The sequence below is a fragment of the Nocardia nepalensis genome (assembly GCF_048910785.1).
In the GTDB taxonomy this organism is placed as follows: domain Bacteria; phylum Actinomycetota; class Actinomycetes; order Mycobacteriales; family Mycobacteriaceae; genus Nocardia; species Nocardia nepalensis.
The window spans coordinates 376,626-402,781 of sequence record NZ_JBKBET010000036.1 but is presented as its reverse complement, the minus strand read 5'-3'; the positions used below and the strand labels follow the sequence as shown (position 1 = coordinate 402,781).

The window sequence follows — 26,156 nt, the reverse complement described above, 5'->3', positions numbered from 1 at the left end:
ACTGTTCCCGCCAGCGGGAATAATGCCGACCCGGTCGGCGTCCGGCTGGCGGATAACATCCGGATTATGCCTGCCGAGGACCAGGGAGATGTCTTTCTCCGCCATCGAGGCGCGGTCCTGGATGCGCTGCTCTCGGACCCGTCGTTCGGGGAGGTCGGTCCGGACACCGGGCCTCTGCTGAGCGGGCCCCTTACCGGCGATGCCGGGTTCGATGAGCCCGGCGGCCCGCTGTCGGACGCCGCGGTGGCCGCCGCTTCGGCGGTGGGAGCCGGGCCCGGTGCGGCCCCGACGCCGCCGCGGCGATCCTCCGACGGGCCGAAGGCCAGTGAGCGGATCATCGCGCTGCTCAACGGACAGCCGCCGGACTCCGCACCGGCACTTGACTTCTCCTCCGATTACTCCGACGTTTCGGCGAACCGGCCGCCGCCCGACGAACCGGTGCGGTCCGCGTCGGGATCCGGATCCGGACGGTCGTCCACGCGCGGGCCGGAGTTCACGGAACGAATCACCGTGCTGGGCAAGAAGCTCAGGAATCCCAAGATCGCGCTCGCGGTCTGCGCGGTCCTGGCGATTCTGCTCATCATCGCGCTGATTTCCACCGGCGGGAAGGACGACTCGCGGGAGACGGCTCGGATCGCGGTCATCACCCCGTCGGCGACCGCGGCTCCGACGACCACGAAACCGGAGGCGCCCACGGTCGCCTCCGGGACGATCCAGGTGAAGTCGGCCACCGCCCACTGCCCGTCGGGCAGTACGCCGGGCATGGACGCCTTCGGCGGTCAGCAGGGCAAGGCGTGGTCGTGTGCGCGCGCCTACAAGGTCGACGGGCAGGTGCTGAGCATCGATCTCGGCAAGACCTATCAGATCGATTCGATCGGCATTGTCCCCGGCTGGGACAGCATCGGCGCCGACGGTGTGGACCAGTGGACGAAATACCGCACGGCCAGCCGGGTTTCGTATCAGTTCGACGATCCGAACAAGACTACCTACACCCAGCAGACCTTGGATCAGCGCACCACGGTGGTCACCAAGTTCGAGGTGCCCGTGCAGGCATCGAAGATCGTGCTGACGATCCTGGAATCGAAGGGCGATCCGACGATCAATACGACCGCGATCTCCTCCATCGTGATCACCGGACATTGAGGCCACTGAGATGTCAGTAGCCGAATTGGTCTGCCAGTACTGCGCGCACCGCAATATCGGTAATCCGGCGCAGTGCGGGCATTGTGGTGCGCCGCTGTCCGCAGGTCATCGACTATCGGGTGTGGCCGAGCACGCGATGCAGGCAGAGCAGGTGGTCGCGGGCGTCGCGCGGGCCGCGGCCACCACCGAACGTGCCGTGGCGGATGCGGAAAAGGTTGTCGCCGAACAATATCCGCGATGGCAGTGGGCGGCCGCGCTCGGCGCCATCGTCACCACGGTGCTCGGCCTCGGCTTCGCGGTCCTGCGTTCGTGTGCGCCGCCGCTGGCGTCGATGCCCGATATGGAGATCGATCAGGCGCTGCCCGGCCAGTTGCGTGCGGCCGCCTCTTGTCAGCGGGTCGACAGCACGACCGAGAACTGCGTCATCCGGGCGGACAATCCGATGCTCGCCGGCGGTCTCACCGGTGGCCGGGAGCTCACCCTCTCGGTGGCATTGGATCCGCCCGATCGCCGCGCCGAGACCGTGCGCGCCTGGCGGGGGGCGGGCGGAACCGTCCTGGCCGACGGTGTCGTCTTCGTGGCGATCAGCCCCTCGGCAACCCTCCGCTACGCGAATACCCTTGTCGGACTTCGTGTTGAGACGGGCGCGTTCATCGGACGCGCGGCGGCACAGACCTTTATGTCGCGTGCCGGTTTGACGCCATGACGGGCCGGACTTCGGCCGAGCTATGTGCTTGACCAGTACTGATCTTTCTCAGGAATGCGTTACTCATTTAACGTACCGCTATACAACGGCACATCAAACCATGTAAGGTATGGGAACCGTACGGTTACGGGCTCAGATCTCGGGAAGGCACGAGTCGATGGTGGCAACCACCCAGCAGACGATTTCATTCAAACGGTTCCGCGATGATCCGACCGACCTAGAGGCGGCCTACTTCCGTTGGATCCAGCCGGGCGCCACCGCGCCGACGATCACCGATCGGGCCGAACAGATCTTCCGTCACCACTTGGAACTGGCGGCGATCCGCATGCCCGGTGTGGCCATCACCCGGGTGTACCGCCCAGATGACGGCAGCGGACTCGGCGCGGCCATCCAGATCGTCAATGACGATATGCCGCTGCTGGTCGACTCGGTCACCACGGCGCTGCGCCGCCTCGGCGCCGCCGCCACCGAGGTCGTGCATCCGGTCTTCGATGTCGCGCGCGACCGCCGCGGGCGACTGCGGGCGATCGCCCCCAAGGAGCCGGACACGGCTCCGGCGAACGGCAACCACAATGTCGCGGAGTCCTGGATCCATGTGCAGCTGAGCCCGAACGTCGGCGCGGCGCTGCTGGACCGGATCGATCGCGAGCTGCCCGCCCTGCTGCGGGTGCTGCGCAAGGTTGTCGACGACACCCCGGGCATGGCCAACGCCATGGTCGCGCTGGCGGGTCGGCTCGACCATATCGCGCACCGCTCCGATGATCCGGAGGTGCCCGAATGCGCGAAGTTGTTGCGCTGGTTGGCCGATGGGCATTTCACCGTCCTCGGCTACGGTTACTACCGCGGCCGCGCCGACGATGGCAGCGATCCGCGGCAGGTGCCGGGTACCGGTCTCGGTGTGCTCTGGAACGGATCGAATGTCGATCTCGATGTTCCCGTACTCGGCGCCACGCGCCCGGTGTTGCGGCTGGCCAACGGATCGGTGGATTCGCTGATCCCCGGATCGGGTGAGCTCTACTTCGTCAGCGTCGCCGATTACGGCGGCGGCGGTAACGGCGTCGGCCCGGTGCAGGGCGAGCATGTATTCGTCGGCACCTTCACGGTGACCGGCCTGCACGAGAACATTCTCGATATCCCGGTCATCTCCCGCCGCGTGCACCAGGTCATCGAATGGGCCGGCTTCGAGCTGAATTCGTTCTCCGGGCAGGCGATGCTGGAGATGATGCAGTCGTTCCCCCGGGTGGAGTTGTTCTCCACCGATGCCAGGCGGCTGTTCGAAACCGTTTCCGCGGTCATGAATTTGGGGCTGCGCAGGCAAGTTCGGCTGTTCATCCGGCGTGACGGGCGCAGCGGTGCGGTCTACTGCCTGGTCTATCTGCCGCGCGATCGCTACTCCACCGAGGTCCGGCTGCGCATGGAGGAGATCCTGCGCGCGGAATTCGACGGTGATCAGGTCGCGTACTCGGCCAGGGCGAGCGAATCCGAGTTGGCCGTGGTCTATTTCACGGTGCATCGCGGTCCGGATGCGGAACCGGCCGATATCTCCGAATCCAACCGGGAGCGCATCCAGGAACTGCTCTTCGCGACCACCCGGAGCTGGGCCGACCGCGTGGTCGCGGCGGCGACCGGGGTGCCGGCGGTGTCGTCCAAGGTCGCCAATGCCTATGCGGGCGCGTTCCCGGTCGGGTATCAGCAGGAATACGAACCGGAGCAGGCGCTGGTCGATCTGCAGCGGCTCGAACCGCTCGCCGACGGCGAGATCGACACGAATCTGTATCGGCATGCGCAATCGCCGTCGGGGGAGTGGCGATTCACCCTCTACGTCGCCGGTGCCGGAATCTCGCTCAGCCGCGTGCTGCCGGTGCTGCAGAGCCTCGGCGTCGAGGTGGTCGACGAACGGCCGCACCGCATCAGCCTGCCCGACGACACCGACAAGTGGATCTACGATTTCGGGCTTCGCGTCCCGGCGGCGCTGCTGCGCACCGCGATCGATGCCGACCTCGAGGCCGATCTGACTCGACCCGCCGACGAACCGCTGACCGATGGCAGTGTGCGGCAATACTTTCCGGCGGCATTCGCGGCCATGTGGAACGGCAGCGCCGAGGTCGACTCGCTCAACGAACTGGTATTGGGTGCCGGACTGCACTGGCGGCAGATCGCGATGCTGCGCGCCTACGCCAAGTATCTGCAGCAGGCCGGATTCGCCTACACCCTGGGCAATATCGCCCGGGTGCTGCTGGCGCAGCCCACGATGGCACGGTTGTTCACCGAATTGTTCGACGCCTACTTCGATCCCGAGGGTGTCGGGGCGGTGGCCTCGGCCCGGGCGGCGGGTATCGCCGAGCGGCTGCAGGCCGAGATCGATGCGGTCGTCAGCCTCGACGCCGACCGCATCCTGCGCGCGGTACTCGGCCTGATCACCGCGACGCTGCGCACCAACTATTTCCGCCGCGACGGCGACGGCAACGCGCCGGAGTACCTGTCGTTCAAGTTCGATCCGCACGCCATCACCGAATTGCCCAGGCCGCGGCCTCAATTCGAGATCTTCGTGTACTCGCCGCGGGTGGAGGGCGTGCATCTGCGCTTCGGTCCGGTGGCGCGCGGTGGGTTGCGCTGGTCCGACCGTTTGGAGGATTTCCGCACCGAGATCCTGGGTCTGGTGAAGGCGCAGGCGGTGAAGAACGCGGTCATCGTTCCGGTCGGCGCCAAGGGCGGTTTCGTGGTCAAGCGTCCCCCAGCGGCCACCGGCGAGCCGACCGCCGATCGGCAGGCACTGCTGACCGAGGGCATCGCCTGCTATCGCACCTTCATCTCCGGCCTGCTCGACCTGACCGATAACGTCGATCACGGCTCCGGCGATGTCGTGCCGCCCGAGCGAGTCGTGCGCCGCGACAGCGACGACACCTATCTGGTCGTCGCGGCGGACAAGGGCACCGCCACGTTTTCCGATATCGCCAATGATGTTGCCCGCCAGTATGGTTTCTGGCTCGGCGACGCATTCGCCTCGGGCGGTTCGGTGGGTTACGACCACAAGGCGATGGGCATCACCGCCAAGGGCGCGTGGGAGAGCGTCAAGCGGCATTTCGCCGAGATGGACATCGACACGCAGACAACGGATTTCACCGTCGCCGGCGTCGGTGATATGAGCGGTGACGTCTTCGGCAACGGCATGCTGCTCTCCGAGCACATCCGACTGGTGGCCGCCTTCGACCACCGGCACATCTTCCTGGATCCGAACCCCGATGCGGCGACATCGTTCCGGGAGCGGCAGCGGATGTTCGCACTGCCGCGTTCGTCGTGGGCGGACTACGACGCGGCGCTGATCAGCAAGGGCGGCGGTGTCTTCGACCGGTCCGCGAAGGCGGTTCCGGTCAGTCCGCAAGTGCGCGCGGCCCTGGATCTGGATCCGAGCGTGACCACGCTGTCTCCGCCGGAGATGATCCGCGCGATCCTGCTCGCCCCGGTGGATCTGTTCTGGAACGGCGGCATCGGCACCTACATCAAGGCGTCCACCGAGACGAATGCCGATGCCGGTGACAAGTCCAACGATGCCGTGCGTGTCGATGCGAATCAGTTGCGCGCCAAGGTGATCGGCGAGGGCGGCAACCTCGGGGCGACGGCCCTCGGCCGCATCGAATACTGCGCGAACGGCGGCCGGATGAATACCGACGCCCTGGACAACTCGGCGGGCGTCGACTGCTCCGACCACGAGGTCAATATCAAGGTGCTGCTCGATGCGGTCATCTCCGGCGGTGAGCTCGCCGCGACCGATCGCACCGAACTGCTGGCCGCGATGACCGATGAGGTCGCCGAACTCGTACTGCGGGACAATATTTCGCAGAACTTCCGGATGGGCCTCTCGCGCGCCCAATCGGTGCCGATGTCGGGTGTGCATCGCCGATTGATCGCCGACCTCGAGTTCCGCCGCGGTGTGGACCGGCGGCTCGAGGCACTGCCCTCGGACGCCGAGCTGAAGAAGCGGACGGTGGAAGGGCGCGGACTCACCTCCCCGGAACTGGCGAATCTGCTCGCGCACGTGAAGCTTTCGCTCAAGGACGATCTGCTGGCCGGGGATCTGCCGGATAACGCGGCCTTCGAGTCGGTGCTCCGGTCGTACTTCCCGAAGCCGCTGCGGGCACGATTCGCCGACGCGATCGGCAGGCATCCACTGCGCCGCCAGATCGTGTCCACCATGGTGGTCAACGACGTGGTGGACCACGGCGGCATCACCTACGCGTTCCGCCTGGCCGAGGAGGCGGGCGCGAGCACCGAGGACGCGGTGCGCGCCTTCACCGTCGCGACCGAGGTGTTCGATCTGCACACGCTCTGGCAGCGCATCCGGACCACGCCGATGCCGACGGCGGCGCGCGATGAACTCGAGCGCGAGACCAGGCGCACGCTCGATCGAGTATCTCGCTGGCTGCTGACCAAGCGCCCACAGCCGATCGCCATCGGCGCCGATATCGCCCGCTACCGCGACGGTGTCCGCAAGCTCGCGGGGCAGATGCTGCCCGCCAGGCTCCCCGCGGCTCATGCCGAGGATCTGGCGACGCATGCGCGCGCCGCCGTCGAGCAGGGTGCGCCAGCGGAATTGGCCGAGGAGGTGTTCCGCCTCATCCACCTGTTCCCGCTGTTGGACATCATCGACGCGGCCGATATCGCCGAGCGCGATGCGGAGGAGGTCGCGGTGCTCTACTACGCGCTCGACGAACACTTCCAGATCGAGCGGCTGCTGACCGCGGTGAGCAACCTGGCGCGCGATGACAGGTGGCGCACGTTGGCCCGGCTCGCGGTCCGCGACGATCTCTACGATTCGCTGCGCTCGCTGACCCTCGATGTGCTGACCGGATCCGAACCGCATGAGAACGCCGCGGCGAAGATCGCCGACTGGGAGTCGGTCAACCGCTCCCGCCTGGCCCGCGCCGGTGCCTCGCTCGGCGAGATCTTCGCCGCGGGCACCCACGACCTGGCCACCTTGTCGGTGGCCGCGCGACAGGTGCGCAGCATGGTCAGCAGCGGGGAATCCGCTGCCACGGCGGCTGTTTCGAGCTGATCCTCAGCTGCTGGGATCCAGCGCAGTGCTGGATCCCGGCACAGTTCGGCATCGTCTCACCGAGCGTTCCCTGTCGTCCCCGCGAATGCCGGGATCCAACTCCGCAGCGGATCCCGGCATTCGCGGGGACGATGGTGTGCCCGCGTTTACCGTAGCCATCCGTTCTGCCGGTGCTGTTGGAAGTACACGTCGTCGTCATCCGGTTCGTCCGGGATGAACACCTGGTCGCGATTGGGCTTGCGGGTTCCCGGGATGACGTGTCCAGAGTTCGATGGTGTCGGCTGTGGCGGCGTGGGCGGTTCGGCTGCCACCGGCGGTTGGGCTTCAACCGCGGCGGGGATCGGATAGAACGCTGTCAGATCCGGTGCTTGCGGAGCGTCCGCACTCTGTTCGATATAGGGTTCGATTGCGGCAGAGCGTGTTTCGAATAGTTGGCGGGCGGCTCGCTGGGCCGCCTCGGTGATTGCGGCGGCCAAGCGGGCAGGGGTGCTGGAGCGGAACGCGTTCGGCGAGATATCTACGGCGGTGACGAATCCCATTGGGTTTACGCTGATTCGAACGAGTCGATCCGTTGATGCCGCGTCGACGGATGAATCCATGGGTTGGGCGGCAACAGATGGCCGCGATTCCCGCGCCGGAGCCAATCCTTCGGTCAGTTCCCGGTGCGCGGCGGTGATCGGCGCAATCGCCTGCCGCCTGGCCCGATTTGCTTGCTCGGCCGCCCGTCGGATCGCCTCGACAACGGATCCGCCGAGGTAGTGCGGACTGCTGCGACGGAATGTTTCCGGAGCCAGCTCAACAGCTTTCACGGTCCCGGTGCCGCCGACGGTGACCTCGACCAGGCCGTCGTCGGATCTTCCTGTCGCGGAAATCGACGACATCTCGCGACTCGCGGCGGCGAGTTCCGCCTCTTTCCGGTCAATGGTGGCAAGTACGGCGTCCATATCGAACTGTTCCACGAAATCTCCCAGCGCTCGCCCGTCCGACCGATCGTAATGCAGGCCCGCGCGCGGCCCACAGTGTTGTCGGATACCCTGTGCCGAATCGTATTTCGACTCGAAGGGGGAATCCGTGGCCGACGTGCTGGTTGTACCGCCCAGTGTCGACTTCGAGGCCTTCAACAAGCTGGTAACCGCCCAAACCGATCATTTCGCCGCAATGGTCACCTGGACCGGCAAGGAGTGCTCGGAGACCGACGGGCTGACCGCCCTGCTGTCGAAGTTGCAACCCCATGTACCGGAGGTCGCCCAGTACTTCAGCGGCAAGCTCGCACAGTGCCAACGAGGCATGGGTGTGATCACCGAGAAGGTCTCCACGGTGAACACGCAACTGCGGACCCAAGATGAGCAGAATGCGGCGGATCTGCAGAAGGTCTATCCCGACGCGCTGCCCGGGTTTCCGGATATCTCCTCTTTGCCGGGCGGAAGTCTCGGCGGCGACTTCAGCGTGGAAAATGAGGATTTCAAGCTGGTGCAACCGCCGGATCCGCCGGACAGCGGCATCATCAGTAACCTGGCGACTATCACCGGAAAATTCAACTACGCCGCCGCGGCCGAATCCGTCTACAAAGCGATCACTGGCAACGATCTGCGGGATCAGCTGCTGAAGCCGCTGTTGGGAGACTGGGATCGGCTGTTCTATCTGCACGGCGCGTACGACACATTGGGGGATGGGTGTTACGTCGTGGCGGGTACGTTGCGCAAAGGGTCGTGGAAGCTGGGCAGTGAGTGGCAGGGCGCTACGGCCACCGCGTTCGATTCGTACATGTTCAAGTGGACGATGGGTATCGGCGGGATAGGTGACGCCGCCAAGGTTGTTTCCAAGGCGTACGAGGATGGCTATCACGCAATCGTGGAACTGGCGAAGGCGGCGATTGCCGGTATCAATGCGCTGTTCAATTTGGCGATCAATAAGCTGATCAAAAAGGTCGGTGAAATGTTGGCCGGCGATGCCGCGATCGAAATCGTGGGACTGGGGCCGGAGGATCCGCTCGCCGATGCCGCGGCCGCCGCCTGGACCGCGTACAAGGGCTACGAGATATACAAGATCGTCAGAGAGATCGTGCAAGGGGTCAACGACATCATCGACATCTTCAAGAATATCGATGACGAGGTCGAGAAGATTCAGCAGACCGTACAGCAGGCTATCACTTCGGCGAACTCGCCAATGGATATCGGAAGTCTCGTCGACCAGGTGGAACAGCGCGGTTTCGAATTCGAGAAGAATAAGGCATGGAACGCCGAGGCGGGTTCGGCGCGGATCGCGTTGTTGCCCTCCGTATAGGGATCGGCTCAGGGATTGTGCAGGAGAGGCGCATGCTCGACGAGGTGTCAAGTTTCACGCTATGGGCTCATCTGGAGCGCGGCAAAGCGACGATATTCGGTGTGTATGAACCCTTCGGCCTCGGTAGCGTGGTCCGGCGGAAGCGCCCCGAACAGATCGCCTTGTTGCGCGCCATCGGTGACGCCGATGGTCACACTGTTTTCGAAGTGACGGTCGGTAAGGATCCGCGCATTCCCGTGGGTGTCATCTCGCGTGGCTTTGCGCAGGGCCGTGACGGGATTCGCATCGGGGAAATCAGAGATGAGCGCGCGGGGATGCGAAGGAATCGCGTCTTCGATCAGTTCGGCTCGGGTGAATTGCTGGGAAAGCGCCCCGGTGCTGCGCGCCTGCACAACAGGAGAATCCTTCGGGGAGTCGCGGAGGAGGGCAGCCTAGGGGCTCTGTGGTGGTCGCCATTTCAACTGTTCGCCGACCGATTGCAGTACCGCAGCGCGGCGTCCGCCGGATTCGAAATTCGACACCGCGGGTCGTTCCACTACTGTCATGTCGATATCCACGACCCACGCGTGAACCGACTATTGACCCTGTCCTGTGCAGTCGATTTCCTGTGCCGCGACGTGCTGCCGAGTAAGGCACTGAGGTACAAAATCGCCCAGTAAGCCCGTCACACGCTGCCGCCCTCGTGGTCCCAGGCGAAGGCAGCGACGCCTCAGCGATCAAGATCAGGTGGCACTGGTGGCGGGGGCTTCTCGGGCGATGCCGCCATGGTTTCCACGTGATCAGACGTCCAAGTGTTGAAGAGGGTGGTGAGGTTGGTGGGGGTGGTGGGGTGGATGGTTGGGGGGTGGGCGGTGTAGCGGCCGTCGTTGGTGATGTCGTGCCATTGGATGGTGGTGTGGGGTTTGGTCGGGGTTTTGATGGGGGCGGTGTAGAGGAGGGCGGAGCCGCCGCCGTCGGCGGGGCGGTGTAAGAGGCGCTGGTAGCGTTCGTGCGGGGTGGTGCTGTTGGGGTGGGAGGGGTAGGCGGCTGGCGGCTGGGTGCCGGGTTTGCAAGGGGGGAGGCAGCTTACGAGTTGTGCGGGGAGGTGGGCGGAGGGGAACAGGCGGCAGCGGATCGGGCCGTTGGTGTCGCCGAAGGTGGCTTGGGCTAAAGACATCGCGTACTCGTCGGTGCGTGCGCCGACGATGCGGTAGACGTGGACGCCACCGTTGGGGTTCTCGTGTTGGGTTGTGCCGCCGAGGATTTGGATGCGGAGCGTTGAAGTGGTCAGGGTGTGTAGGGCCAGTTGGATTTCTTCCAGTTCTTCGGGGGAGTAGCGCTCGCGCACGGTGGCCTTGTGCGCGTCGAAGTCGTCCCGGTAGGCGAAGCGGCTGGTGAAGCGGAGCGGATCGGGGAAGCGATCGTTCGAAGGGCTCAACCACAGTGCAGCGAAATCGTCGGGCTCCCAAGTCCATTCGGTTATCAAGACATTCCAATCGATCAGTTCGGGTATTGGGTGTGAGCGCGGTCGGCGAGCCGAGTCGAATGGTCATTCCTGGGGGCGCCGGAGCTACCTTTTGACTCGGCTCGACCACATTCCTCCGCGCCTTTAGTGCTGGTTCACCAGGGTTTGCCCCAGAGTCGGTGTCGGCGTGTGGAATCGGGGTGGATGCGGCCGGCGGCGACCAGCGCGTCGAATGCGGCGTGCTTGCGGTCGCAGTCGTGCTCGCGATGCAGTTGCATCGCGACGTGGGCGTCGGCGAGGGTGAACGGCTGCTCGGGTGGGCCGCATGTCCACGCCTTCGGCCATTCGACCGGGCGTAGGCGGCAGCGGCGTGCGGCGGGCCGGTCGCGGCGTGGTTGGTTGATCGGCCACACACACGCCACGCCGACCATAGCGAACGCACCGCCCCCGACGACCGCGAGGACGCTGTGCACTATCTGCCACGGGGCCATGGCCTTTCACCTCTCGCCGCCGTTGCCGGGGGAGGTCGGCGGTAGTGCCAGTTGGGCGAGCCCGTCGAGCACTTGGTGCAATGTCGGGAGTTCGGGTGTGCCTTCGGCGAGGGTGCGGTCGGTGTCGACAGGGAAGTCGATTCCGCGCAGCTTGGCGCGTTCGCGCGGGCTCAGCTTCGGTGGCACGATCCGGCCGTGCCGCACGAGCGTGTAGTACGCGACCCGCTTCCACGCGCACCGCGAGATCCGGCACGCACGGTGTCGGCGCATCTGCGCGTGCGCCAACTCGACCTCGGCGCAACCGCAGATACTCGGCGGATTGAGCAGCGCATCTTCGTACATCACGCCGCCCCCGTGCCGGGCGCACGCTGTGCGGAACGCACCCAAGTGCCCTGCGGGCAAACGGTTTCCAGGTCGAATCCGGCGTCACAGATCAATGCGGGCCGACAGTCGACGTGACCGAGGTCGAAGACGATGATCACCTCGACCTCGAGCCCGGCCGCGATCCCGAGCGCGTACCCGATCGGATCATCGACGTCAGCCGGTGGCCGCACGGTGTAGACGTACTGATAGCCGAGCGTTAGAGCGTGCCGCTGCACGTCTAGGGCGTGGCGTGGGGCATGCAGACCGGACACGTCATTTCGAACGAACCCAATGGCTTTCGGCTTGTTCGGGTTGTCGGCCGGCCGAAGGTTCGGCAGATCATCCGTAACTCGCGCGTTCATCGGTACCCCCAGCATCTTCGGTGTGATCGTGTGGCGTGCCGCAGCGGCGGGCCGATCGGTTGTCCCAGCGGCCTTGGCCCAAACGAGTACAGCACTGCGTGACTTGAAAATGGAGTCATAACAGTATGATTCGCGCCCAGATAGATTCCTTCCAGATCAACTGGAATGATTGCAAAGTTCGGCTAACAAAGAGGTGGGGGCCACATGGCAGCTCATACAACGACTCTTCCTCGCAGACTGCTGGCTCGACGTTTGCTCCAGCTGCGCGAGAAGGCCGAGCTCACCAGGGACAAGGCGGCCAAGCTTTCTGAGATGAGTTCACAAACGTTGTGGCGGTTAGAGAATGGTCAGGTAGCCCTGGTCAAGAAGATGGTGATCCGAGCACTGTGCGATGTCTACAGCGCGAGTGACGACGACCGGCATGCCTTGCTTTGGCTGGCGGAAGAGGCCCGCAAGACTGGTTGGTGGCAGTCCTACAGTGACGCGATGTTCGGGGACAAAGACCTCTTCGTCGTGCTCGAACAGGCAGCCTGCCGTATTACGTCGTTTCAGCTGACGTTGCTGCCTGGCCTGGTGCAAACGGCCGACTACCGGCGCGCCGTGGCGCAGAACTACATCCCAGCCTTGACGGTTGACGAGATTGCCCGGCACATAGAACTTCTTGTCAAACGTCAAGAGCGCCTGCAGGAATCGCCTGAGCACTTCATTCTTGATGTAATGCTCAGCGAGGCGGCATTGCGCCATAAAATCGGCGGAGCCGCTGTCATGGCAGCTCAGTCGCGTCACCTCATTGAATTGAGCAACCTTCCGAACGTGTCCATCAGAATCGTTCCCCTGACCAGCGGTGACCACCTCGGTTTGGAGGCACGTTCATTCGTGTTGCTCGAGTTCCCGGAGCACCCCAACCCGGCACTCATCGAACCGCCCGTCGTCCACGTCGAGGGCTACACTGGTGCCTTGTACCTGGACAAACCCGACGAGATCGATCGGTATCGCATCGCGGTGTCGAGTATCGAGACCGCAGTGCTCGATGAGGGCGAATCCAGGACGCTGTTAGTGGCATTTGCAGAGGAGTACGAAGCGTGAGCACCGATCTATCCGCGGCGAAGTGGTTCAAGAGTAGCCGCAGCGGCACCGGCGGGGATTGCGTGGAGGCTGCGCACCTCGATGGAGGCATGGTCGGAGTTCGTGATTCCAAAAACCCAACCGGCCCGGCGTTAGTCTTCACGCCTGGGGCGTGGGACGCCTTCACTGCGGCCATCACGGACGGAGAGTTCGACCGCCACGTCTGAGCTCGACTGTACTGAGCACCACAGCGGCCCCATCCTCACGAGCCCCAAGACGCGATGGGGCCGCTGTTGTCTCGACAACGGCCAAATCCATGCTCGCGCAGAACTTCGGGTTTCCGGAGCGGCGTGTTGCGCGGAGAGTCGATGTGTGCCCGCGTCGAAGGTGTGCGCGAGATGGTGAATCTATAGCCCTGGCCAAGAGAAGATCTTGGCTTGAGCGGGTGCCTGCTGCGGCAGATTCGCTTCCAGGTCTTGGTATTTCGTCGCCTGCGCGGTGTCGACGCCGGTGATGCGTTCGCGGACGGTGCGGAAAAGGGTTTGGAAGTCTTCGATGACTTTGTAGTGCGACTCCATTACTTCGTAGACGCTGTTCTGCGATCCTCGGGATTTTTCTCGCCAGCGCTTGACCATCGTCTTGGCGGAGATCAGGTCGCGGTCGCCCTGCGGGGTGAAGGTGTCACCCAGGCCCCACTTATCTTGCTGCGAGACCTCGGTCATCGAGCGCTGAATCTTCCGGATCTGGTCTTTGAAGTATTCGCAGTCACGGTCGATATAGACGAACTTCTCGAGATCCATTCGCACTGTCAGCCGACCTTCGCGGGCCTCGGTGATCAGGTTCGCCAATGGAGTCGCTGGCGTCTTGTCGTTGTCTGCCATATGTTCCCTCCCAGGTCGTTCCACATATCAGTCAGGCGGTCGCGGGCAGGCTGGGCACAACCTTTTCCGCCAATCCGCGAGCGAGCACACACGAGTCGATGCTGCCGGTGTCGCGGTTCGACGGCGGATTGTTCAGATTGAACTCGAGACTGCCGCCCTTCATCTCCACATCGACGGTGCATGCTTCTTTGATGTAGGGGCCGTCGAACTGGCGAGTCGAGATCGCACGCCTGCCGTTGATCGTGAACTCGGTGGTTTCGGGAAAGTTGCGGCTGCGGATGACATCGATGGTGAGATTCGTGGTGCGGATGCTTACCGCATAGCCGTTGGATCGCACCCAGGCGCAACCGCGCCACTTGACCCCACCGCCCGCATCGCCATTGGCCGGATCCTTACCATGCAGCTTCTCCGAATCCAGCACGGCTTGCGGAACGTCCTTACAAGGGTCATAGGTGTGTGGAACATCGTCTGCCAGCGACGATTCCGCGCTCGTGGAAGTGGAGACCGGTTTCGCGGCCCCATCAGTCGACGACCCACACCCCGACAGCAGGACAACAGCACCAACCGCCAACATAGTGCCGAGCAGTGTGTTCCCCCTGCTGATCATGCGTTCCTCCTGGTCACCGGCTTTATCGACGACATCGATCAGGGCTGGCCCGGGCCCACCCCCTATTCAGTTGGTTCGACCGTACCGGCCGGTTGATCCACCTACAAGCTGCGGCTCGCTCGGGTTCGACGCCGAAGTTCGAGGTCGGTAGCATCCGCCAGCGTGAGCGATGGGGGGACGCCAGCTTCCGGTCGGACGTTCACGGTGGTGCCGGAGCAGGTTCACGACGGCAACAAGTTAGGCCTACGAATTGGCCGGAACACTTTGCACGCCATTGGATTCCACGGACACGGACGTGGATTCGGTGGCCAACGGCAGCCGGACCGGTCGCTTGGCGGCGGAGTTCGCCGACGGCTACGTCGATCGCTATCGAGCTCTCGAACGCTGCGATGCGGCCAACGAGTATCACTACCGCGACCAAGATTTCGCGAAGTTCCTTGCCGCCCTTGACGAATCTATTCAGCATCAATGACGACGGCATCGCGGTCGATGATTTCAATGACCTCGCGACCGGGGCGGCCGGTCTGGTTGCGCCCGCGAGCGACAACCGGCACCTGCCCGAGGTTTCGCTCGGCCTCCGCTATGACAAGATCTGCGAACTGATCTCGTGGGTCGGCGGTCCCGACATCCGGAAGGAACTCACCAACCTCAGCGCGGGCGATGTCGGCAAGGCGGCGACGCAGGCCTCCGCATGGCAGCACCCGGGGGAGTGCCTCGAGGCGGTAAGGATTCCGTCACCTAGGCGGTCGCGCTCGCGCAGGTGATCATCGCCGTCGTCATGACCGTAATCCAGCTGCTCAGTGCAGCTCATTGCGGTGCTGTTTCGCGCTGATCGTCGCTGCGTCGAAGCTGGGCACGCGGTAAACCCACCAGCGATACGAGAGAGGGTTCGAACCAGCTGGTCAGCTGTCGGCTCGGGTGCCGCAGTCGCCGCAGAACTTCGCGCCCGCGGTTAGTTCGGCTCCACAGCCGCCGCAGTGGCGCGGACGTACGGCGAGGGGTTCGCCGCAGTTCGTGCAGAACCGCGCGCCTGCCGGATTGGCGGTGCGGCAGCCGGTGCACACCGGCTGTGTCGTCGTGGGGGAGCGCTGCTGCCACGGGTTGGTCGGTGCCTGTTGTTGGATGGCGTTCAAACCCAGTGCGGCGCCGAGGAATCCGTCACCGCCGCCATTGCCGTGGGCGAAGCCTTGGCCCGCGCCGAGCGCCAATTCGCCTGCGGCGTAACGCTGGAAGTCTCCGGCGAGTCGAATGTAGGTGACGTCCTTGGCGAGTCGCTTGATCCGCTCCGCGTCCTCCGGTGCCAGGGTGATATCGAAGTTGCCCAAGCGCGGTATGCGCAGACCGTACTCGTAGAGTGTCAGATTGGTCTGGCGCACCACGGCGGCCTCGATCGGTTCCAACTGTCCGGACAGGCCGAGCACCGGCCAGTCACCGCGTGAAATGCCCTGTGTGACAGCGACCTTCATGGACTTCAGCAGCAGCTCGGAGCACCAGGACTCCACCGTCGCCGGGACGCTCAGGTCGGCGGTGCCCGCCAGGGTGGTGACCAGTTCGGCCGGATCCCGCACCGACAGCGCGAATTCGCCGAAGACCCGCAGGGTCACGACCTGTTCGCTGACCGGGTCGGCGATATCGGCCAGCCGACCGCCGAACTTGATCCCCGCGAACTCGCGGGTGGAGACGAAATACAGTTCGGCCCGGTAGAAGTTGTTGCCGGTGAGCGTATCCACCAGTGCGCCGAGCACCGGCAGCTCATCGGCGTCGATCCGATGCCGCCCGGGCCCCATCGCGGCCAGCACCTGCCCGGACTTGACGAACAGGGCGATCTCGTCGGCATTGACGATGGCGCGGCTGTAGCGGCGGATATTGACGTCCGGCCACTTGTACACCAGTTGGTTCTTCCGGTCTTCGGGGACCGCGATGAACTCCCGTTCGAACCATGCCATGTGCGCGCTCCATCAGCCGAAAACTTAACTAGCGTACCGATATTCAGCGGCACAATCAACTAACTGCGAGGTCAGGGCAGGTGGAGGCGTTGCGTCTCGTTTCTGCGGTGTTACGACTCGCCGTTCCCTATTGAACGTGCCGTTGAATAGCGTTACATTAAGCGACGATATGATCGCCGTCACGTGAAAGGCTTCACCATGACAACCGTTCAACCTCCCGCGGAGGTGTCGGCGCCGGCGGACGCGCTGCACGCCGAGGATGCGGGCTACCACAAGGCGTTGCGGCCGCGTCAGCTGCAGATGATCGCGATCGGCGGCGCGATCGGCACCGGCCTGTTCCTCGGCGCGGGTGGTCGGTTGCACACGGCCGGTCCCGGACTGTTCCTGGTGTACGCGGTCTGCGGTATCTTCGTGTTCTTCATCCTGCGGGCGCTGGGCGAGCTGGTGTTGCATCGTCCGTCCTCCGGATCGTTCGTTTCCTATGCGCGTGAGTTCTACGGCGAGAAGCTGGCTTTCGCGGTCGGGTGGATGTACTTCTTCCACTGGTGCATGACCGGCATCGTAGACATCACCGCGATCGCCACCTATGTCCATTTCTGGGGAGCCACCGAGGCGATACCGCAGTGGTTGATCGCGCTGGTGGCGCTGGCCATCGTGGTCAGCATCAACCTGATTTCGGTGAAATGGTTCGGTGAACTGGAGTTCTGGGCCGCGCTGATCAAGGTCGTCGCGCTGGTCGCCTTCCTGATCGTCGGCACCATCTTCCTGGGGGGTCGGTTCGAACTTGATGGGCAGACCACCGGTTTCAGCGTGGTATCCGACAACGGCGGCCTGTTCCCGACCGGGCTGCTGCCGCTGGTCACCGTCACCACCGGTGTCGTATTCGCCTATGCCGCAGTGGAATTGATCGGCACGGCGGCCGGTGAGGCGGAGAATCCGGAAAAGATCATGCCGCGCGCCATCAATTCGGTCATCGCGCGCATCGCGCTGTTCTACGTCGGATCGCTGGTGCTGCTCGGCCTGCTGCTGCCCTACGTCGCCTTCAAGTCCGGTGAGAGCCCGTTCGTTACGTTCTTCTCCAAGCTCGGTGTCGGCGGCGCGGGCTCGGTCATGAACCTGGTGGTGCTGACCGCGGCCTTCTCCAGCCTGAACGCCGGCCTCTACTCGACCGGCCGGATCCTGCGGTCGATGTCGATGAACGGCAGCGCGCCGAGGATCGCCTCGCGGATGTCCAGCGGCGGTGTGCCCTACGTCGGCATCCTCGCCACCGGTGCGATCGCGCTGATCGGCGTCGGGCTCAATGCGATGGTGCCGGACAAGGCATTCGAGATCGTGCTGAACATGTCGGCCCTCGGCACCATCGCAGCCTGGGGCGCGATCGTGGTCTGCCAGCTGCAACTGTTCCGTTGGTCGAAGAAGGGTCTGGTCGAACGCCCGTCGTTCCGACTGATCGGTGCCCCCTACACCAGCTACGCCACGCTGGCGTTCCTGGTCGCGGTGATCGTGCTGATGGCATGCAGCCACGAAATCGAGCAGCGCGGTGCGGTGATCGCCATGGCGGTGGTCGTGGTTCCGGCATTCGTCGGCGGCTGGTTCCTGGCCCGCAAGCGGGTGCTGGAGGTCGCCCAGGAACGCGAGGGCATCACCGGTCAGTTCCCGGTGCTGGCCGAGCGACCGCGCCGCGAGGGTGAGCCGGTCGTCGTTCTGGACAAGCCCGAAGAGGACTAGTAATCCGATCTCCGCCCCGGACAACATGTCCGGGGCGGAGCTATTCCCACGCCCGGGAATAAGGCATGCGCACGGCGGCGGACGGCGGAAGAGAATGGGTCCCCTATTCACCAGGCTCGAAAGGTTCCCATGCCGGAACAACCCAGCGCCTCCGAGAATCCGCTGCCGCACCCATGGGCGAATCGGCGGATGCGCGGGACCGAGGTACCGCGGCGGACGCCGCACCCTTGGGCCACCCGTGGCATGCCGAAGCTCGAACCGTCGCAACGCCGCCAGCATCCATGGTCCGGGCCGAGCACTGTGGAACGCATTCCGTCGCAACGGTTCTCGCCGCCCGATCGGCAGTTGCGGCCCGACGACAGCCGCGCGACCATGCCGGTGACCGATCCGGACACCGGCGCCGAAACGGCCCTCGAACTCGACGAGCCCGTCTCCGGCCGCAGCGGCCGTTCCCGTCCGAGCGTGCGGCGGCTCGGCGCCGGTCTCGTGCCGATGCCTCGGGTGGCGCCGGTCGATCCCCGCACCGCCATCCTCGCCGATCCCGAAGTGCCGGAACTCAAACGGTTCTGCTGGAAATGTCAGGAGCCGGTCGGCCGCCGCAGCGCCAGCGGACCCGGCGTCGTGGTCGGCGAATGCGGTCGGTGTGGATCGCCGTTCAACTTTCGTCCCACCCTGCAGCGTGGCGAGTTGGTCGCCGATCAATACGAGGTGCAGGGATCGCTTGCGCACGGCGGGCTCGGCTGGATCTATCTGGCCGTCGACCGCAATGTCAGCGATAGGTGGGTGGTATTGAAGGGATTGCAGAACCCGCTCGACTTCGAAGCGCATGTGGTCGCGCTGGCCGAACGCCAATTCCTTTCCGAGGTGGCGCATCCCGGCGTCGTCAAGATTTACAACTTCGTCAAGCATCGGTCCGGTCGCGATATCGCCGACGGCTACATCGTCATGGAATACGTGGGCGGGCAGTCGCTGAAGAAGATGCTCGATCTGCGCGGTAAGGAGCGCATTCCAGTTGTCGAGGCCATCGCCTACATCATGGAAATCCTGCCCGCGCTGGACTATCTGCATTCCTTCGGATTGGCATACAACGATCTGAAACCCGACAACATCATGGTCAGCGAGCACGAGGTCAAACTCATCGATCTCGGTGCGGTCGCGGCCATGGATTCCTACGGCAGCATCTACGGCACACCCGGCTATCAGGCGCCCGAGATCACCGAGACCGGACCGACGGTGGTTTCGGATATCTATACCGTCGGCCGGACGCTGGCCGCGCTGGCGCTGGATCTGCCGCGCGATCGCGACGGTCATTTTCTCGGCGGCATTCCCGAGCCCGATGAGGATCCGCTGCTGGCGCGCTACCCGTGCCTGTATCGATTGCTGCTGCGCGCCACCGACCCGGAGCCCGAGCGCAGATTCCCGTCCGCGTATTCGATGTACTGTCAGCTCGCGGGCGCGCTGCGCATGGTTCTCGCGATCGATACCGGCCTGGAACATCCGCAGCCGTCGGTCGAATTCAGCTCCATGCGAGACGATTTCGGCATCGATACGCTCATCGGCCAGACCGACGGGATCGTCGACGGCATGGATCGAATGCCGGTACTCGAGGCGCGCGATGTCGTCGCGGCACTGCCTACGCCGTTGATCGATAGCGAGGATCCCAGTGCCGAGTTGCTGTCGTCGCTGCTGCACGGCGAACCGCGGCATGCGCTCGACGCGCTGCGCCGGGCGCACGAACGCATCCGTGCCGGCACGATCGTCGCGCCGGAATCCTTCGACCTGGAGGGACCGCTCACCGCGGTTCGCGCCTATCTCGATCTCGGGGAAACGGTTCCGGCCTGTCAGCTGCTCGCCGATCTGCGACCCGATTACGGCGCGGACTGGCGCATCGAGTGGTACGTGGGCGTCGCCGCGCTGCTCGATGGCCATTACGAGCGGGCCTGGGAGCATTTCGAGACCGTGCACTCGATGCTGCCGGGCGAGATCGGACCGGAACTGGCCCTGGCCGCCACCGCGGAACTCATCCTGCAACATCTGGATGCGCCCGCCGATTCGGATCGCTGGCATCGCGCCGCGGCCGAGCACTACCGGGCGGTGTGGCGCACCAACCACGGCGTGGTGAGCGCGGCGTTCGGACTGGCTCGTCGGCTGGCCGCCGACGGCGAACTCCTCGAGGCCGTCGGCGTGCTGGACCAGGTGCCCGCGGCGTCGCGACACCACAGCGTCGCGCATACGACCGGATGTCTGCTGCTGGTCTCGCGGCCGATCGCCGATATCACCGAGGCGGATATCTGCGCCGCCGCGGCCCGGCTGGAGGCGCTGCCGGACGATGCTCGGACACTGCAATTGCAGGTCATCGTGGTCGGCGCGGCATTGGAGTGGCTGCGGGTCGGCGGGCGACCGCGGAATCCGAACCGGACCATCCTCGGGTTCCCGGTCACCGCGGCTGGACTGCGACAGGGACTCGAAACGAGCCTGCGCGCGCTGGCCAGGACCGCCCCCGATCGCTGGCACCGCTACCGGCTGGTCGATTTGGCGAATTCCGTTCGGCCGCGCACACGCTGGTAGGGCACGCGCCCGGGAACGAGCGGTGCCGGGGGAGACAGGCTCAGCGCATTCGCTGGATCACGAAGGCGACGATCGTTCCGGTGCCCGCCAGCAGCCACAACCAGTTGCCGGTGGCGACCGCGAGCACGACCGCGACGATGGAGATCAGCGCGGCGATCGTCGAGAGCCTTTGCAGCGCATTGCCGGTGGGCGCCGACGGCGCCTGCGGTGTCGCGCCCGGCAGGTCGGCGAACAATTCCGCCAATTGTGCTTTGGTGGTCGCCGCCGCCGCGATGGCGCTGCGCTCGTCGAACTCGGTCAGGCTGAGTCGCCCCGTGCCGAGATGGTGCGACAGTTGTTCCAGCGCCCGTTCCCGCTCCGTCACGGTAATTCGAGAAGCCTGCGCTTCGGTCATATCCGAAGGATAAGCCCAGCCGACGCCGGTTCGGCGGAGATGAATTGCCAACGGCGGGAATAGTTTGGGGTGTCATTGGGGGTTGACAGCTGTGTCGCAGATCATACGTGCCTGATATCAGTTACGTATGCTTACCTGTGGGTAATGTTTCGATGTGGTTTCCTAGACGTATGGCAGGGGATGTGGAGTACACGATCGATGAGCTGGCGCGCGAGGCTGGTACGACCGTGCGCAGCCTGCGGGTTTACGCCGAGCGCGGCATCCTGCCCCCGCCACAGGTCAAGGGCCGCACCGGCTTTTACGGACCGGATCACCTCAATCGGGTGCAGACCATCAGCCGGCTGCTGGACCGGGGGATCAAGCTCAACGGGATCCGGGAGCTGCTCGAGGCCTGGGACCGCGGCGACGACCTCGGCGACATTCTCGGCGTCGCGGAGCCCAGTGCGCCAGAGTCCACCGCGCCGTCCCCTGGTGACACGATCGCGGCGACCGAGCTCGAACAGCGCTACCGCGAGGTGCCCAACGGCTTGGCCCGCGTGGTCTCGGCCGGTCTGTACGAACCCGTCGACGCCGCGACCTACCGCATCGCGGATCCGCAGCTGATCCGCATCTTCGACCAGCTGGAGGGTGCCGGAATCCCGATCGACGCGCTGCTCGGCGAATTGGAGCGGTTGCGCGCGGACTGCGACCGGATCGCCCGCCGATTCATCGATCTATTCCATCGGACCGCGTGGGAGCCGTATCAGCGCTCCGAGCGCACACCCACGGACCAGGCCGTCCTCGCCGAGCGGGTGGCCGCGACCCGGACACGACCGGGGCAGGCGACCGCCGAGCTGGTGAACCGCTTCGTCGCCAAATATCTCGAGCAGGACAGCGAACTCGCCGAGGCATTACCGGACGCCTGAGGCGACCGGTGCGCCCGCTGTCCGGGCGTGCACTTCTTCCCTTCCTGGCCCGACCAGGACTTCCTCTGTTTCCGGGATCATCCCTCCTCCATCGTTCCCATGTGTGGCGATACTCGATATAACGTGCCGTTGAATAGCGTTACATTAGGCAGCGGGATCAGCACCTCCCGTCGGCCCCGATCGACGTCGGCCGCCGGGCGAGACGATGATGAAGGAGACGTCGATGATCAATGTCAGCGGATGGCGCCGTGCGCCGCGAGTTCCGGAATGTCACGATTCGGGTAATGTCAAGGGCGGCAGCAAGATTCGAGCGCTCACCCTGCTAACGGCGATCGCGGCGGCGGCCAGTGGATTCGGTCTCGGCACCGCGACCCCCGCGGCCAACGCCGATATCGGCCTGCGCTGCCTGTGGGCGGGCGTCGGCCATCCGCAGGGTGTGGCGATCGCCGCGGGCGGCTGGATGTTCCGGTGCCAGTCGGACTTCTTCGGATTCGCGCGCTGGTCCCGCGAGGGGCTCGCCCCCGGGCGCAGCTCCGTCTTCAATCCCGGTACCAACGGAAATCCGGTGGGGCAGTTCAGCCCTGGCGCGCAGCAGCCGGGCACCGACTACATGGACTACTGCGTCGGCAGTCAGCTGATCGAGGGACGCGAGGATATCTACGAGGCGTTCCCGGACGGCCGCGGCGGGCTGTACTGGCGTGCGGCCGGACCTATCTCGCAGTGGACCTTCGATATGAGCGCGAACCGGCCGGGACCGTCGTGGCGGTCGTCGAGCCTGTGCGTCGATGGCAACCTGACCTGAGTCGTCTACCGCGAAACTTCATACCGCCGATGCCCTTTCGGCCGGCCGCGCAAATTCTGCGCACGCCGTCCGGGAGGGCATCGGGCTGTGTCGTGCGCGAGGATGCCGATTCTCGATCCGCTGGCGCAGCATTCAATTGTCAACTAGCGGAGCGCAATTGACCGCCACTCATGCGGGTGTGGCGCTGTGGGACGGCTCGGAGCGCCGAGGTGCTTCATCGGGTGGCGGCGCACAGACAAATGCGACCGCCGCCCTTTCGGGGCGGCGGTCGCATTCGGAATATGAAGAGCCGCAGGCGAATAGGTCAGCGCCCACCGTCGGAGGGGACCCAGACCCAGCGGCCGCCGTCGTTGCGGTTTTCGTAGGAGCCTCGGCTCGAGTTGTTGTTGCCGGAGGCTTCGTGATCCTGATCGGCGACGCGGCGGCTGCCATTCGAGTTGCTGTTGTAGCCGCCGCCGCGGGCGCCGCCGCCGTTGCTGTTGCTGTGGTTCCCGGGGGCCGCGATGGTCGACTGAATCGCCATGGCGGCCGGTGTGATGACCAGCGCGCCGGCGACCGCACCGGCTATGACGACCTTCTTCGACTTGAGGTTCATGGTTACCGAAATCTCCTTAGTCCTGTCTGTCCCGGACTTCGTCGGTAGGTGTGTGCCGGGGATGCAGGTTGTCTAAGGACTATTGTGCCGCTGTTTGACGGCACAATCAATAGTGAACCATTAGGAATTTCGCAGACCACCAACTGCGGCAGTGAGATCGAGGCTTCCGCTCACCGTGATTCGGATGGTTCACGCGGGTAGCGCGCCGTGGCGTTCGGCAAAGCGCCGTTCGAAATCGACGATGTAGATCGCCGGGGCGATGGACGAAGTCGCGGGCTCGAGTACGCCGTCATCGGCCACGTAGAACACGGCCCGACCGATCGCGATCTCGCCGTCGGGCACCGGCACGTACACCATCCACCCGACCTCGAGCCGGTGGGCAACCAACTGCGACAACGGATATCCCGTGGTGTCCAGACCGCGTCCGATGATGTAGTCCCGGACGCGGCTGATCGCCTCCTCGGCGGGCATCGGCTCCGGCGCCGTCGACACCAGTCCGGCGAGCGAGTACTGATAGAGCGCACCGTCGATATCGAAGCGCCCGTCGTCGCCGAACACCTCGACCAGACTCGCGCGGGTGACAACGCCCCGCTCGGCGGCGGATATCAGCGACGCGACCGCGTCCGGCACCGCGGTATCGAGTAGGCCGGTGACGATCTCCGCCACCGTTTCCGCAGTCCATACGCCGGGCACTCCCGCGGCGCACTGCTCCGCCGACGGCGACTCACCGCGATACCAGCGCCCCGCCTCCCACCAGTAGCAGAACGACAGCAGCCCCGACGCGGCCCGCGGATTCAGCACCGGGTCGGCGACCCAATCCGGTGCGCCCGCATACAGTTCCGGCATGGGCGCGCCCCCGTTGTAGACCGCCTCCAGCGCGGGTGCGTTCCACACACCACCGGATAACACTGCCCGCCCCGCCGGCAGGGCATGCAATGTCGACCCGCCGCGTGCCGAGCCTTCGAATATGCCGATCCACGGCAACATTCGCGGCCCACGCTGCGACCCGGCCGCGACAAAGGCCGCGGCGATCGTCGCCCAGCGCGCCCACATCAGCGGAAACGGCGGAAACTCGTTCTCGGCCAGTACCGCCCACACCTGCCCCGCCCGATCGGCCCTGGCCTGGGCCGCCGCCTGCTGCGGACTGCGCAGCTGCCGATCCCCATGACCGATATACGCGGCCAGCCATACCGGCACGCTGGCCCGCGGATAGGCCTCGAGATCAGCGCGATACGCCTCCGGCGCGAACAGCTGCCCCGCCGGAAACGGCTCCGCGCCATGGTCGTAGTCGACCGCCAGCTCACCGGAATCGCTGAGCGTCAACAGCATTCGCCACCACACCCGCGCCCCGGACCGCGCCGCGGCCGCCCGCAGTTCCGGCACGAGGACAAGAACCGACTCCGGCGGATCCACCGAAACCGCCTGCTCCCCATCGAAAAACACCACCTGGGCAATGGTCCCCATGACGGTGACCGCGAACGCCGCATCCAGCCGCGTCCACCCCACAGGCCCCTGCTCCGCCAAGGCCCGAACCAGGGGATGCTCGACGGTCAACTCGTTCGACTCGTCGGCCACACCATCCTCCTCGTCCAAGTGCCTCCACACCCGAGGCAGCACACACACCGGGCGACACCACGTTGCCACGCCTCCCCACCGCACCTTCCCAGAGATGGGAACCCAAAGCCGCCCACCACCCCCGCCGGATCAAGATCAGGTGGAATCTATGGCGGCATCGCCCGAGAAGCCCCCGCCACCAGTGCCACCTGATCTTGATCCGACGGGTGTGGTGCTCGGAGGCGGGTTCGGGCGTTGCCCGGCGGTTGCGCATGAGAGGAAAATCGATGGGGTGGATGCGGGGCGTTTGCTCCGGTTCAGCAGAGCTCTGATGATCGCTGACACCATGGGGTGATACATATGCGAACGGATGGAGACAGCTGGGACATCGTGACGAGCGTGGGTCTGACTGCCTTGGGCGTCGCCACGTTTCGCGCACTGGAGACGATCGATCCCGAGCCGATGATCCACGACGACTATGCGGCGTGGTTCGTCGAGGCGGCCGGTGAACCGCACTTTCTGCGGATGCTGGAGGACCCGGCATCGGCGGGCATGGCTTTGTTCGGCCGGTTCATGGGGGTTCGGACAAGGTTCTTCGACGAGTTCTTCGCCGCGGCGTGGCAGCAGGGTGTGCGGCAGGCAGTGATCCTGGCAGCCGGTCTGGACGCGCGGGCGTATCGGCTGGACTGGCCCGCGGGCACGGTCGTCTTCGAGATCGATCAGCCCCGGGTGCTGGAGTTCAAGGACCGGGTGCTCGCCGATCACGGTGCCGTGGCCACGGCCGATCGGCGCGCGCTGTCGGTCGATCTGCGCGACGACTGGCCCGCCGCGCTCACTGCCGCGGGCCTCGATCCGGGGCGGCCGACGGCGTGGTCGGCCGAGGGACTGTTGCCGTTCCTGCCGGGTTTGGCACATGACGCACTGTTCGAACGCATCGACGCCCTGTCCGCGCCCGGCAGCAGCGTGGCCACCGACGACTTCGGCCGCGGCTTGAACCAGCACCACTTCGATATGGAGGAAAGGTTCTTCGGCAGCAACCCGTTCGGCAACCTGAACGTGGTCGACCTGTGGTACGACGACGACCGCGCCGATCCCGGAGACTGGCTGGCCGAGCACGGCTGGTCGGTCCACCGCGCCACCCCCTTCGACCTGGCCGCCACCTACGGCCGCCCGATCACCGATCTGCCCGCCGACTTGCCCGCCGAGCTGCTCGACCGCATGCAGCAGGCGCGCTACATATCCGCCGAAAAGCGCCGGTGAACGAAC

25 protein-coding genes are annotated in these 26,156 nt (G+C 65.2%); 14 read left to right on the top strand and 11 right to left on the bottom strand.

Features of this window, described 5'->3' with window-relative positions:
- Positions 1-66 precede the first annotated feature (66 nt).
- The 3 genes from ACHQ4I_RS31515 to ACHQ4I_RS31505 all read left to right on the top strand — a co-directional run bounded on the left by ACHQ4I_RS31515 (position 67) and on the right by ACHQ4I_RS31505 (position 6,902).
- Positions 67-1,143 carry a discoidin domain-containing protein gene (locus ACHQ4I_RS31515; RefSeq protein ID WP_420775519.1) on the top strand — a complete coding sequence of 359 codons (1,077 nt, stop codon included), beginning with the start codon at positions 67-69 and terminating at the stop codon, positions 1,141-1,143.
- Positions 1,144-1,153: 10 nt separating this feature from the next.
- Positions 1,154-1,849 carry a hypothetical protein gene (locus ACHQ4I_RS31510; protein WP_420775518.1) on the top strand — a complete coding sequence of 232 codons (696 nt, stop codon included), beginning with the start codon at positions 1,154-1,156 and terminating at the stop codon, positions 1,847-1,849.
- Positions 1,850-2,006: 157 nt separating this feature from the next.
- On the top strand, positions 2,007-6,902 hold the full coding sequence (locus tag ACHQ4I_RS31505) for an NAD-glutamate dehydrogenase (RefSeq protein ID WP_420775517.1): 4,896 nt from the start codon (positions 2,007-2,009) through the stop codon (positions 6,900-6,902).
- Positions 6,903-7,048: 146 nt separating this feature from the next.
- On the opposite strand, the gene ACHQ4I_RS31500 is transcribed toward ACHQ4I_RS31505, so the two are convergent.
- Positions 7,049-7,861, bottom strand: a complete 813-nt coding sequence (locus ACHQ4I_RS31500; protein ID WP_420775516.1) for a YbaB/EbfC family nucleoid-associated protein — start codon at positions 7,859-7,861, stop codon at positions 7,049-7,051.
- Positions 7,862-7,973: 112 nt separating this feature from the next.
- Between ACHQ4I_RS31500 and ACHQ4I_RS31495 the strand changes: the two genes are divergently transcribed.
- Both ACHQ4I_RS31495 and ACHQ4I_RS31490 read left to right on the top strand, forming a co-directional pair.
- Positions 7,974-9,185, top strand: coding sequence for a hypothetical protein (locus ACHQ4I_RS31495; protein WP_420775515.1), 1,212 nt, complete (start codon positions 7,974-7,976; stop codon positions 9,183-9,185).
- 32 nt (positions 9,186-9,217) lie between these two features.
- Positions 9,218-9,844: a hypothetical protein gene (locus ACHQ4I_RS31490; protein WP_420775514.1), complete on the top strand. Its 627-nt coding sequence runs from the start codon at positions 9,218-9,220 to the stop codon at positions 9,842-9,844.
- Positions 9,845-9,894: 50 nt separating this feature from the next.
- On the opposite strand, the gene ACHQ4I_RS31485 is transcribed toward ACHQ4I_RS31490, so the two are convergent.
- The 4 genes from ACHQ4I_RS31485 to ACHQ4I_RS31470 all read right to left on the bottom strand — a co-directional run bounded on the left by ACHQ4I_RS31485 (position 9,895) and on the right by ACHQ4I_RS31470 (position 11,719).
- Positions 9,895-10,650: an ESX secretion-associated protein EspG gene (locus ACHQ4I_RS31485; RefSeq protein ID WP_420775513.1), complete on the bottom strand. Its 756-nt coding sequence runs from the start codon at positions 10,648-10,650 to the stop codon at positions 9,895-9,897.
- A gap of 134 nt (positions 10,651-10,784) precedes the next feature.
- Complete coding sequence (locus ACHQ4I_RS31480; RefSeq protein WP_420775512.1) at positions 10,785-11,120, bottom strand: hypothetical protein; 336 nt, start codon at positions 11,118-11,120, stop codon at positions 10,785-10,787.
- A gap of 6 nt (positions 11,121-11,126) precedes the next feature.
- Positions 11,127-11,465 carry a hypothetical protein gene (locus tag ACHQ4I_RS31475; RefSeq protein WP_420775511.1) on the bottom strand — a complete coding sequence of 113 codons (339 nt, stop codon included), beginning with the start codon at positions 11,463-11,465 and terminating at the stop codon, positions 11,127-11,129.
- The gene (locus tag ACHQ4I_RS31470) at positions 11,462-11,719 is read right to left on the bottom strand and encodes a hypothetical protein (RefSeq protein ID WP_420775510.1); all 258 of its coding nucleotides are present in this window, start codon (positions 11,717-11,719) and stop codon (positions 11,462-11,464) included. Before ACHQ4I_RS31470 ends, ACHQ4I_RS31475 begins: the two co-directional genes overlap by 4 nt.
- 330 nt (positions 11,720-12,049) lie before the next feature.
- On the opposite strand from ACHQ4I_RS31470, the gene ACHQ4I_RS31465 reads away from it, so the two are divergent.
- Both ACHQ4I_RS31465 and ACHQ4I_RS31460 read left to right on the top strand, forming a co-directional pair.
- Entirely contained in the window at positions 12,050-12,931 is an 882-nt protein-coding gene (locus tag ACHQ4I_RS31465; protein WP_420775509.1) for a helix-turn-helix domain-containing protein, read from the top strand.
- Positions 12,928-13,137, top strand: a complete 210-nt coding sequence (locus ACHQ4I_RS31460; protein ID WP_420775508.1) for a DUF397 domain-containing protein — start codon at positions 12,928-12,930, stop codon at positions 13,135-13,137. The genes ACHQ4I_RS31465 and ACHQ4I_RS31460 overlap by 4 nt, the downstream gene beginning before the upstream one ends.
- Before the next feature lie 180 nt (positions 13,138-13,317).
- On the opposite strand, the gene ACHQ4I_RS31455 is transcribed toward ACHQ4I_RS31460, so the two are convergent.
- Positions 13,318-13,791 carry a hypothetical protein gene (locus tag ACHQ4I_RS31455; protein ID WP_420775507.1) on the bottom strand — a complete coding sequence of 158 codons (474 nt, stop codon included), beginning with the start codon at positions 13,789-13,791 and terminating at the stop codon, positions 13,318-13,320.
- Positions 13,792-13,822: 31 nt separating this feature from the next.
- Positions 13,823-14,398 carry a DUF3558 domain-containing protein gene (locus ACHQ4I_RS31450; RefSeq protein ID WP_420775506.1) on the bottom strand — a complete coding sequence of 192 codons (576 nt, stop codon included), beginning with the start codon at positions 14,396-14,398 and terminating at the stop codon, positions 13,823-13,825.
- A 274-nt stretch (positions 14,399-14,672) separates the two neighbouring features.
- Between ACHQ4I_RS31450 and ACHQ4I_RS31445 the strand changes: the two genes are divergently transcribed.
- Together ACHQ4I_RS31445 and ACHQ4I_RS31440 are read left to right on the top strand one after the other, a co-directional pair.
- On the top strand, positions 14,673-14,870 hold the full coding sequence (locus ACHQ4I_RS31445) for a hypothetical protein (protein ID WP_420775505.1): 198 nt from the start codon (positions 14,673-14,675) through the stop codon (positions 14,868-14,870).
- On the top strand, positions 14,845-15,162 hold the full coding sequence (locus ACHQ4I_RS31440; protein WP_420775504.1) for a hypothetical protein: 318 nt from the start codon (positions 14,845-14,847) through the stop codon (positions 15,160-15,162). Before ACHQ4I_RS31445 ends, ACHQ4I_RS31440 begins: the two co-directional genes overlap by 26 nt.
- 138 nt (positions 15,163-15,300) lie before the next feature.
- Here ACHQ4I_RS31440 and ACHQ4I_RS31435 read toward each other — a convergent pair whose 3' ends face one another.
- Complete coding sequence (locus ACHQ4I_RS31435; protein ID WP_420775503.1) at positions 15,301-16,344, bottom strand: SPFH domain-containing protein; 1,044 nt, start codon at positions 16,342-16,344, stop codon at positions 15,301-15,303.
- 198 nt (positions 16,345-16,542) lie between these two features.
- On the opposite strand from ACHQ4I_RS31435, the gene ACHQ4I_RS31430 reads away from it, so the two are divergent.
- Together ACHQ4I_RS31430 and ACHQ4I_RS31425 are read left to right on the top strand one after the other, a co-directional pair.
- Positions 16,543-18,072, top strand: coding sequence for an amino acid permease (locus ACHQ4I_RS31430; protein ID WP_420775502.1), 1,530 nt, complete (start codon positions 16,543-16,545; stop codon positions 18,070-18,072).
- 129 nt (positions 18,073-18,201) lie between these two features.
- A complete protein-coding gene (locus tag ACHQ4I_RS31425) occupies positions 18,202-20,640 on the top strand; it encodes a serine/threonine-protein kinase (RefSeq protein WP_420775501.1) in 2,439 nt (812 codons plus the stop codon).
- A 40-nt stretch (positions 20,641-20,680) separates the two neighbouring features.
- Here the strand turns inward: ACHQ4I_RS31425 and ACHQ4I_RS31420 are convergent, their stop codons facing one another.
- Complete coding sequence (locus ACHQ4I_RS31420; protein ID WP_420775500.1) at positions 20,681-21,034, bottom strand: DUF1707 SHOCT-like domain-containing protein; 354 nt, start codon at positions 21,032-21,034, stop codon at positions 20,681-20,683.
- 170 nt (positions 21,035-21,204) lie between these two features.
- Here ACHQ4I_RS31420 and ACHQ4I_RS31415 point away from each other — a divergent pair, with 170 nt between their 5' ends.
- Both ACHQ4I_RS31415 and ACHQ4I_RS31410 read left to right on the top strand, forming a co-directional pair.
- Positions 21,205-21,939 carry a MerR family transcriptional regulator gene (locus ACHQ4I_RS31415; RefSeq protein ID WP_420775499.1) on the top strand — a complete coding sequence of 245 codons (735 nt, stop codon included), beginning with the start codon at positions 21,205-21,207 and terminating at the stop codon, positions 21,937-21,939.
- 223 nt (positions 21,940-22,162) lie between these two features.
- Positions 22,163-22,741, top strand: a complete 579-nt coding sequence (locus ACHQ4I_RS31410) for a hypothetical protein (RefSeq protein WP_420775498.1) — start codon at positions 22,163-22,165, stop codon at positions 22,739-22,741.
- Positions 22,742-23,045: 304 nt separating this feature from the next.
- Here ACHQ4I_RS31410 and ACHQ4I_RS31405 read toward each other — a convergent pair whose 3' ends face one another.
- Positions 23,046-23,336, bottom strand: a complete 291-nt coding sequence (locus ACHQ4I_RS31405; protein WP_420775497.1) for a hypothetical protein — start codon at positions 23,334-23,336, stop codon at positions 23,046-23,048.
- 189 nt (positions 23,337-23,525) lie between these two features.
- Positions 23,526-24,911, bottom strand: a complete 1,386-nt coding sequence (locus ACHQ4I_RS31400) for a hypothetical protein (protein WP_420775496.1) — start codon at positions 24,909-24,911, stop codon at positions 23,526-23,528.
- A gap of 339 nt (positions 24,912-25,250) precedes the next feature.
- Here ACHQ4I_RS31400 and ACHQ4I_RS31395 point away from each other — a divergent pair, with 339 nt between their 5' ends.
- Positions 25,251-26,150: a class I SAM-dependent methyltransferase gene (locus ACHQ4I_RS31395; protein ID WP_420775495.1), complete on the top strand. Its 900-nt coding sequence runs from the start codon at positions 25,251-25,253 to the stop codon at positions 26,148-26,150.
- The last annotated feature ends 6 nt before the right edge of the window (positions 26,151-26,156 follow it).

What these genes read in the sequence shown, in the direction of transcription:
- ACHQ4I_RS31415 (WP_420775499.1), top strand. Translation starts at nt 21,205, where the DNA reads ATGGCAGGGGATGTGGAGTACACGATCGATGAGCTGGCGCGCGAGGCT.
- ACHQ4I_RS31405 (WP_420775497.1), bottom strand. Translation starts at nt 23,336, where the DNA reads ATGAACCTCAAGTCGAAGAAGGTCGTCATAGCCGGTGCGGTCGCCGGC.
- ACHQ4I_RS31515 (WP_420775519.1), top strand. Translation starts at nt 67, where the DNA reads ATGCCTGCCGAGGACCAGGGAGATGTCTTTCTCCGCCATCGAGGCGCG.
- ACHQ4I_RS31425 (WP_420775501.1), top strand. Translation starts at nt 18,202, where the DNA reads ATGCCGGAACAACCCAGCGCCTCCGAGAATCCGCTGCCGCACCCATGG.
- ACHQ4I_RS31480 (WP_420775512.1), bottom strand. Translation starts at nt 11,120, where the DNA reads ATGGCCCCGTGGCAGATAGTGCACAGCGTCCTCGCGGTCGTCGGGGGC.
- ACHQ4I_RS31465 (WP_420775509.1), top strand. Translation starts at nt 12,050, where the DNA reads ATGGCAGCTCATACAACGACTCTTCCTCGCAGACTGCTGGCTCGACGT.
- ACHQ4I_RS31455 (WP_420775507.1), bottom strand. Translation starts at nt 13,791, where the DNA reads ATGGCAGACAACGACAAGACGCCAGCGACTCCATTGGCGAACCTGATC.
- ACHQ4I_RS31490 (WP_420775514.1), top strand. Translation starts at nt 9,218, where the DNA reads ATGCTCGACGAGGTGTCAAGTTTCACGCTATGGGCTCATCTGGAGCGC.
- ACHQ4I_RS31510 (WP_420775518.1), top strand. Translation starts at nt 1,154, where the DNA reads ATGTCAGTAGCCGAATTGGTCTGCCAGTACTGCGCGCACCGCAATATC.
- ACHQ4I_RS31410 (WP_420775498.1), top strand. Translation starts at nt 22,163, where the DNA reads ATGATCAATGTCAGCGGATGGCGCCGTGCGCCGCGAGTTCCGGAATGT.
- ACHQ4I_RS31420 (WP_420775500.1), bottom strand. Translation starts at nt 21,034, where the DNA reads ATGACCGAAGCGCAGGCTTCTCGAATTACCGTGACGGAGCGGGAACGG.
- ACHQ4I_RS31505 (WP_420775517.1), top strand. Translation starts at nt 2,007, where the DNA reads ATGGTGGCAACCACCCAGCAGACGATTTCATTCAAACGGTTCCGCGAT.
- ACHQ4I_RS31395 (WP_420775495.1), top strand. Translation starts at nt 25,251, where the DNA reads ATGCGAACGGATGGAGACAGCTGGGACATCGTGACGAGCGTGGGTCTG.
- ACHQ4I_RS31430 (WP_420775502.1), top strand. Translation starts at nt 16,543, where the DNA reads ATGACAACCGTTCAACCTCCCGCGGAGGTGTCGGCGCCGGCGGACGCG.
- ACHQ4I_RS31435 (WP_420775503.1), bottom strand. Translation starts at nt 16,344, where the DNA reads ATGGCATGGTTCGAACGGGAGTTCATCGCGGTCCCCGAAGACCGGAAG.
- ACHQ4I_RS31450 (WP_420775506.1), bottom strand. Translation starts at nt 14,398, where the DNA reads ATGATCAGCAGGGGGAACACACTGCTCGGCACTATGTTGGCGGTTGGT.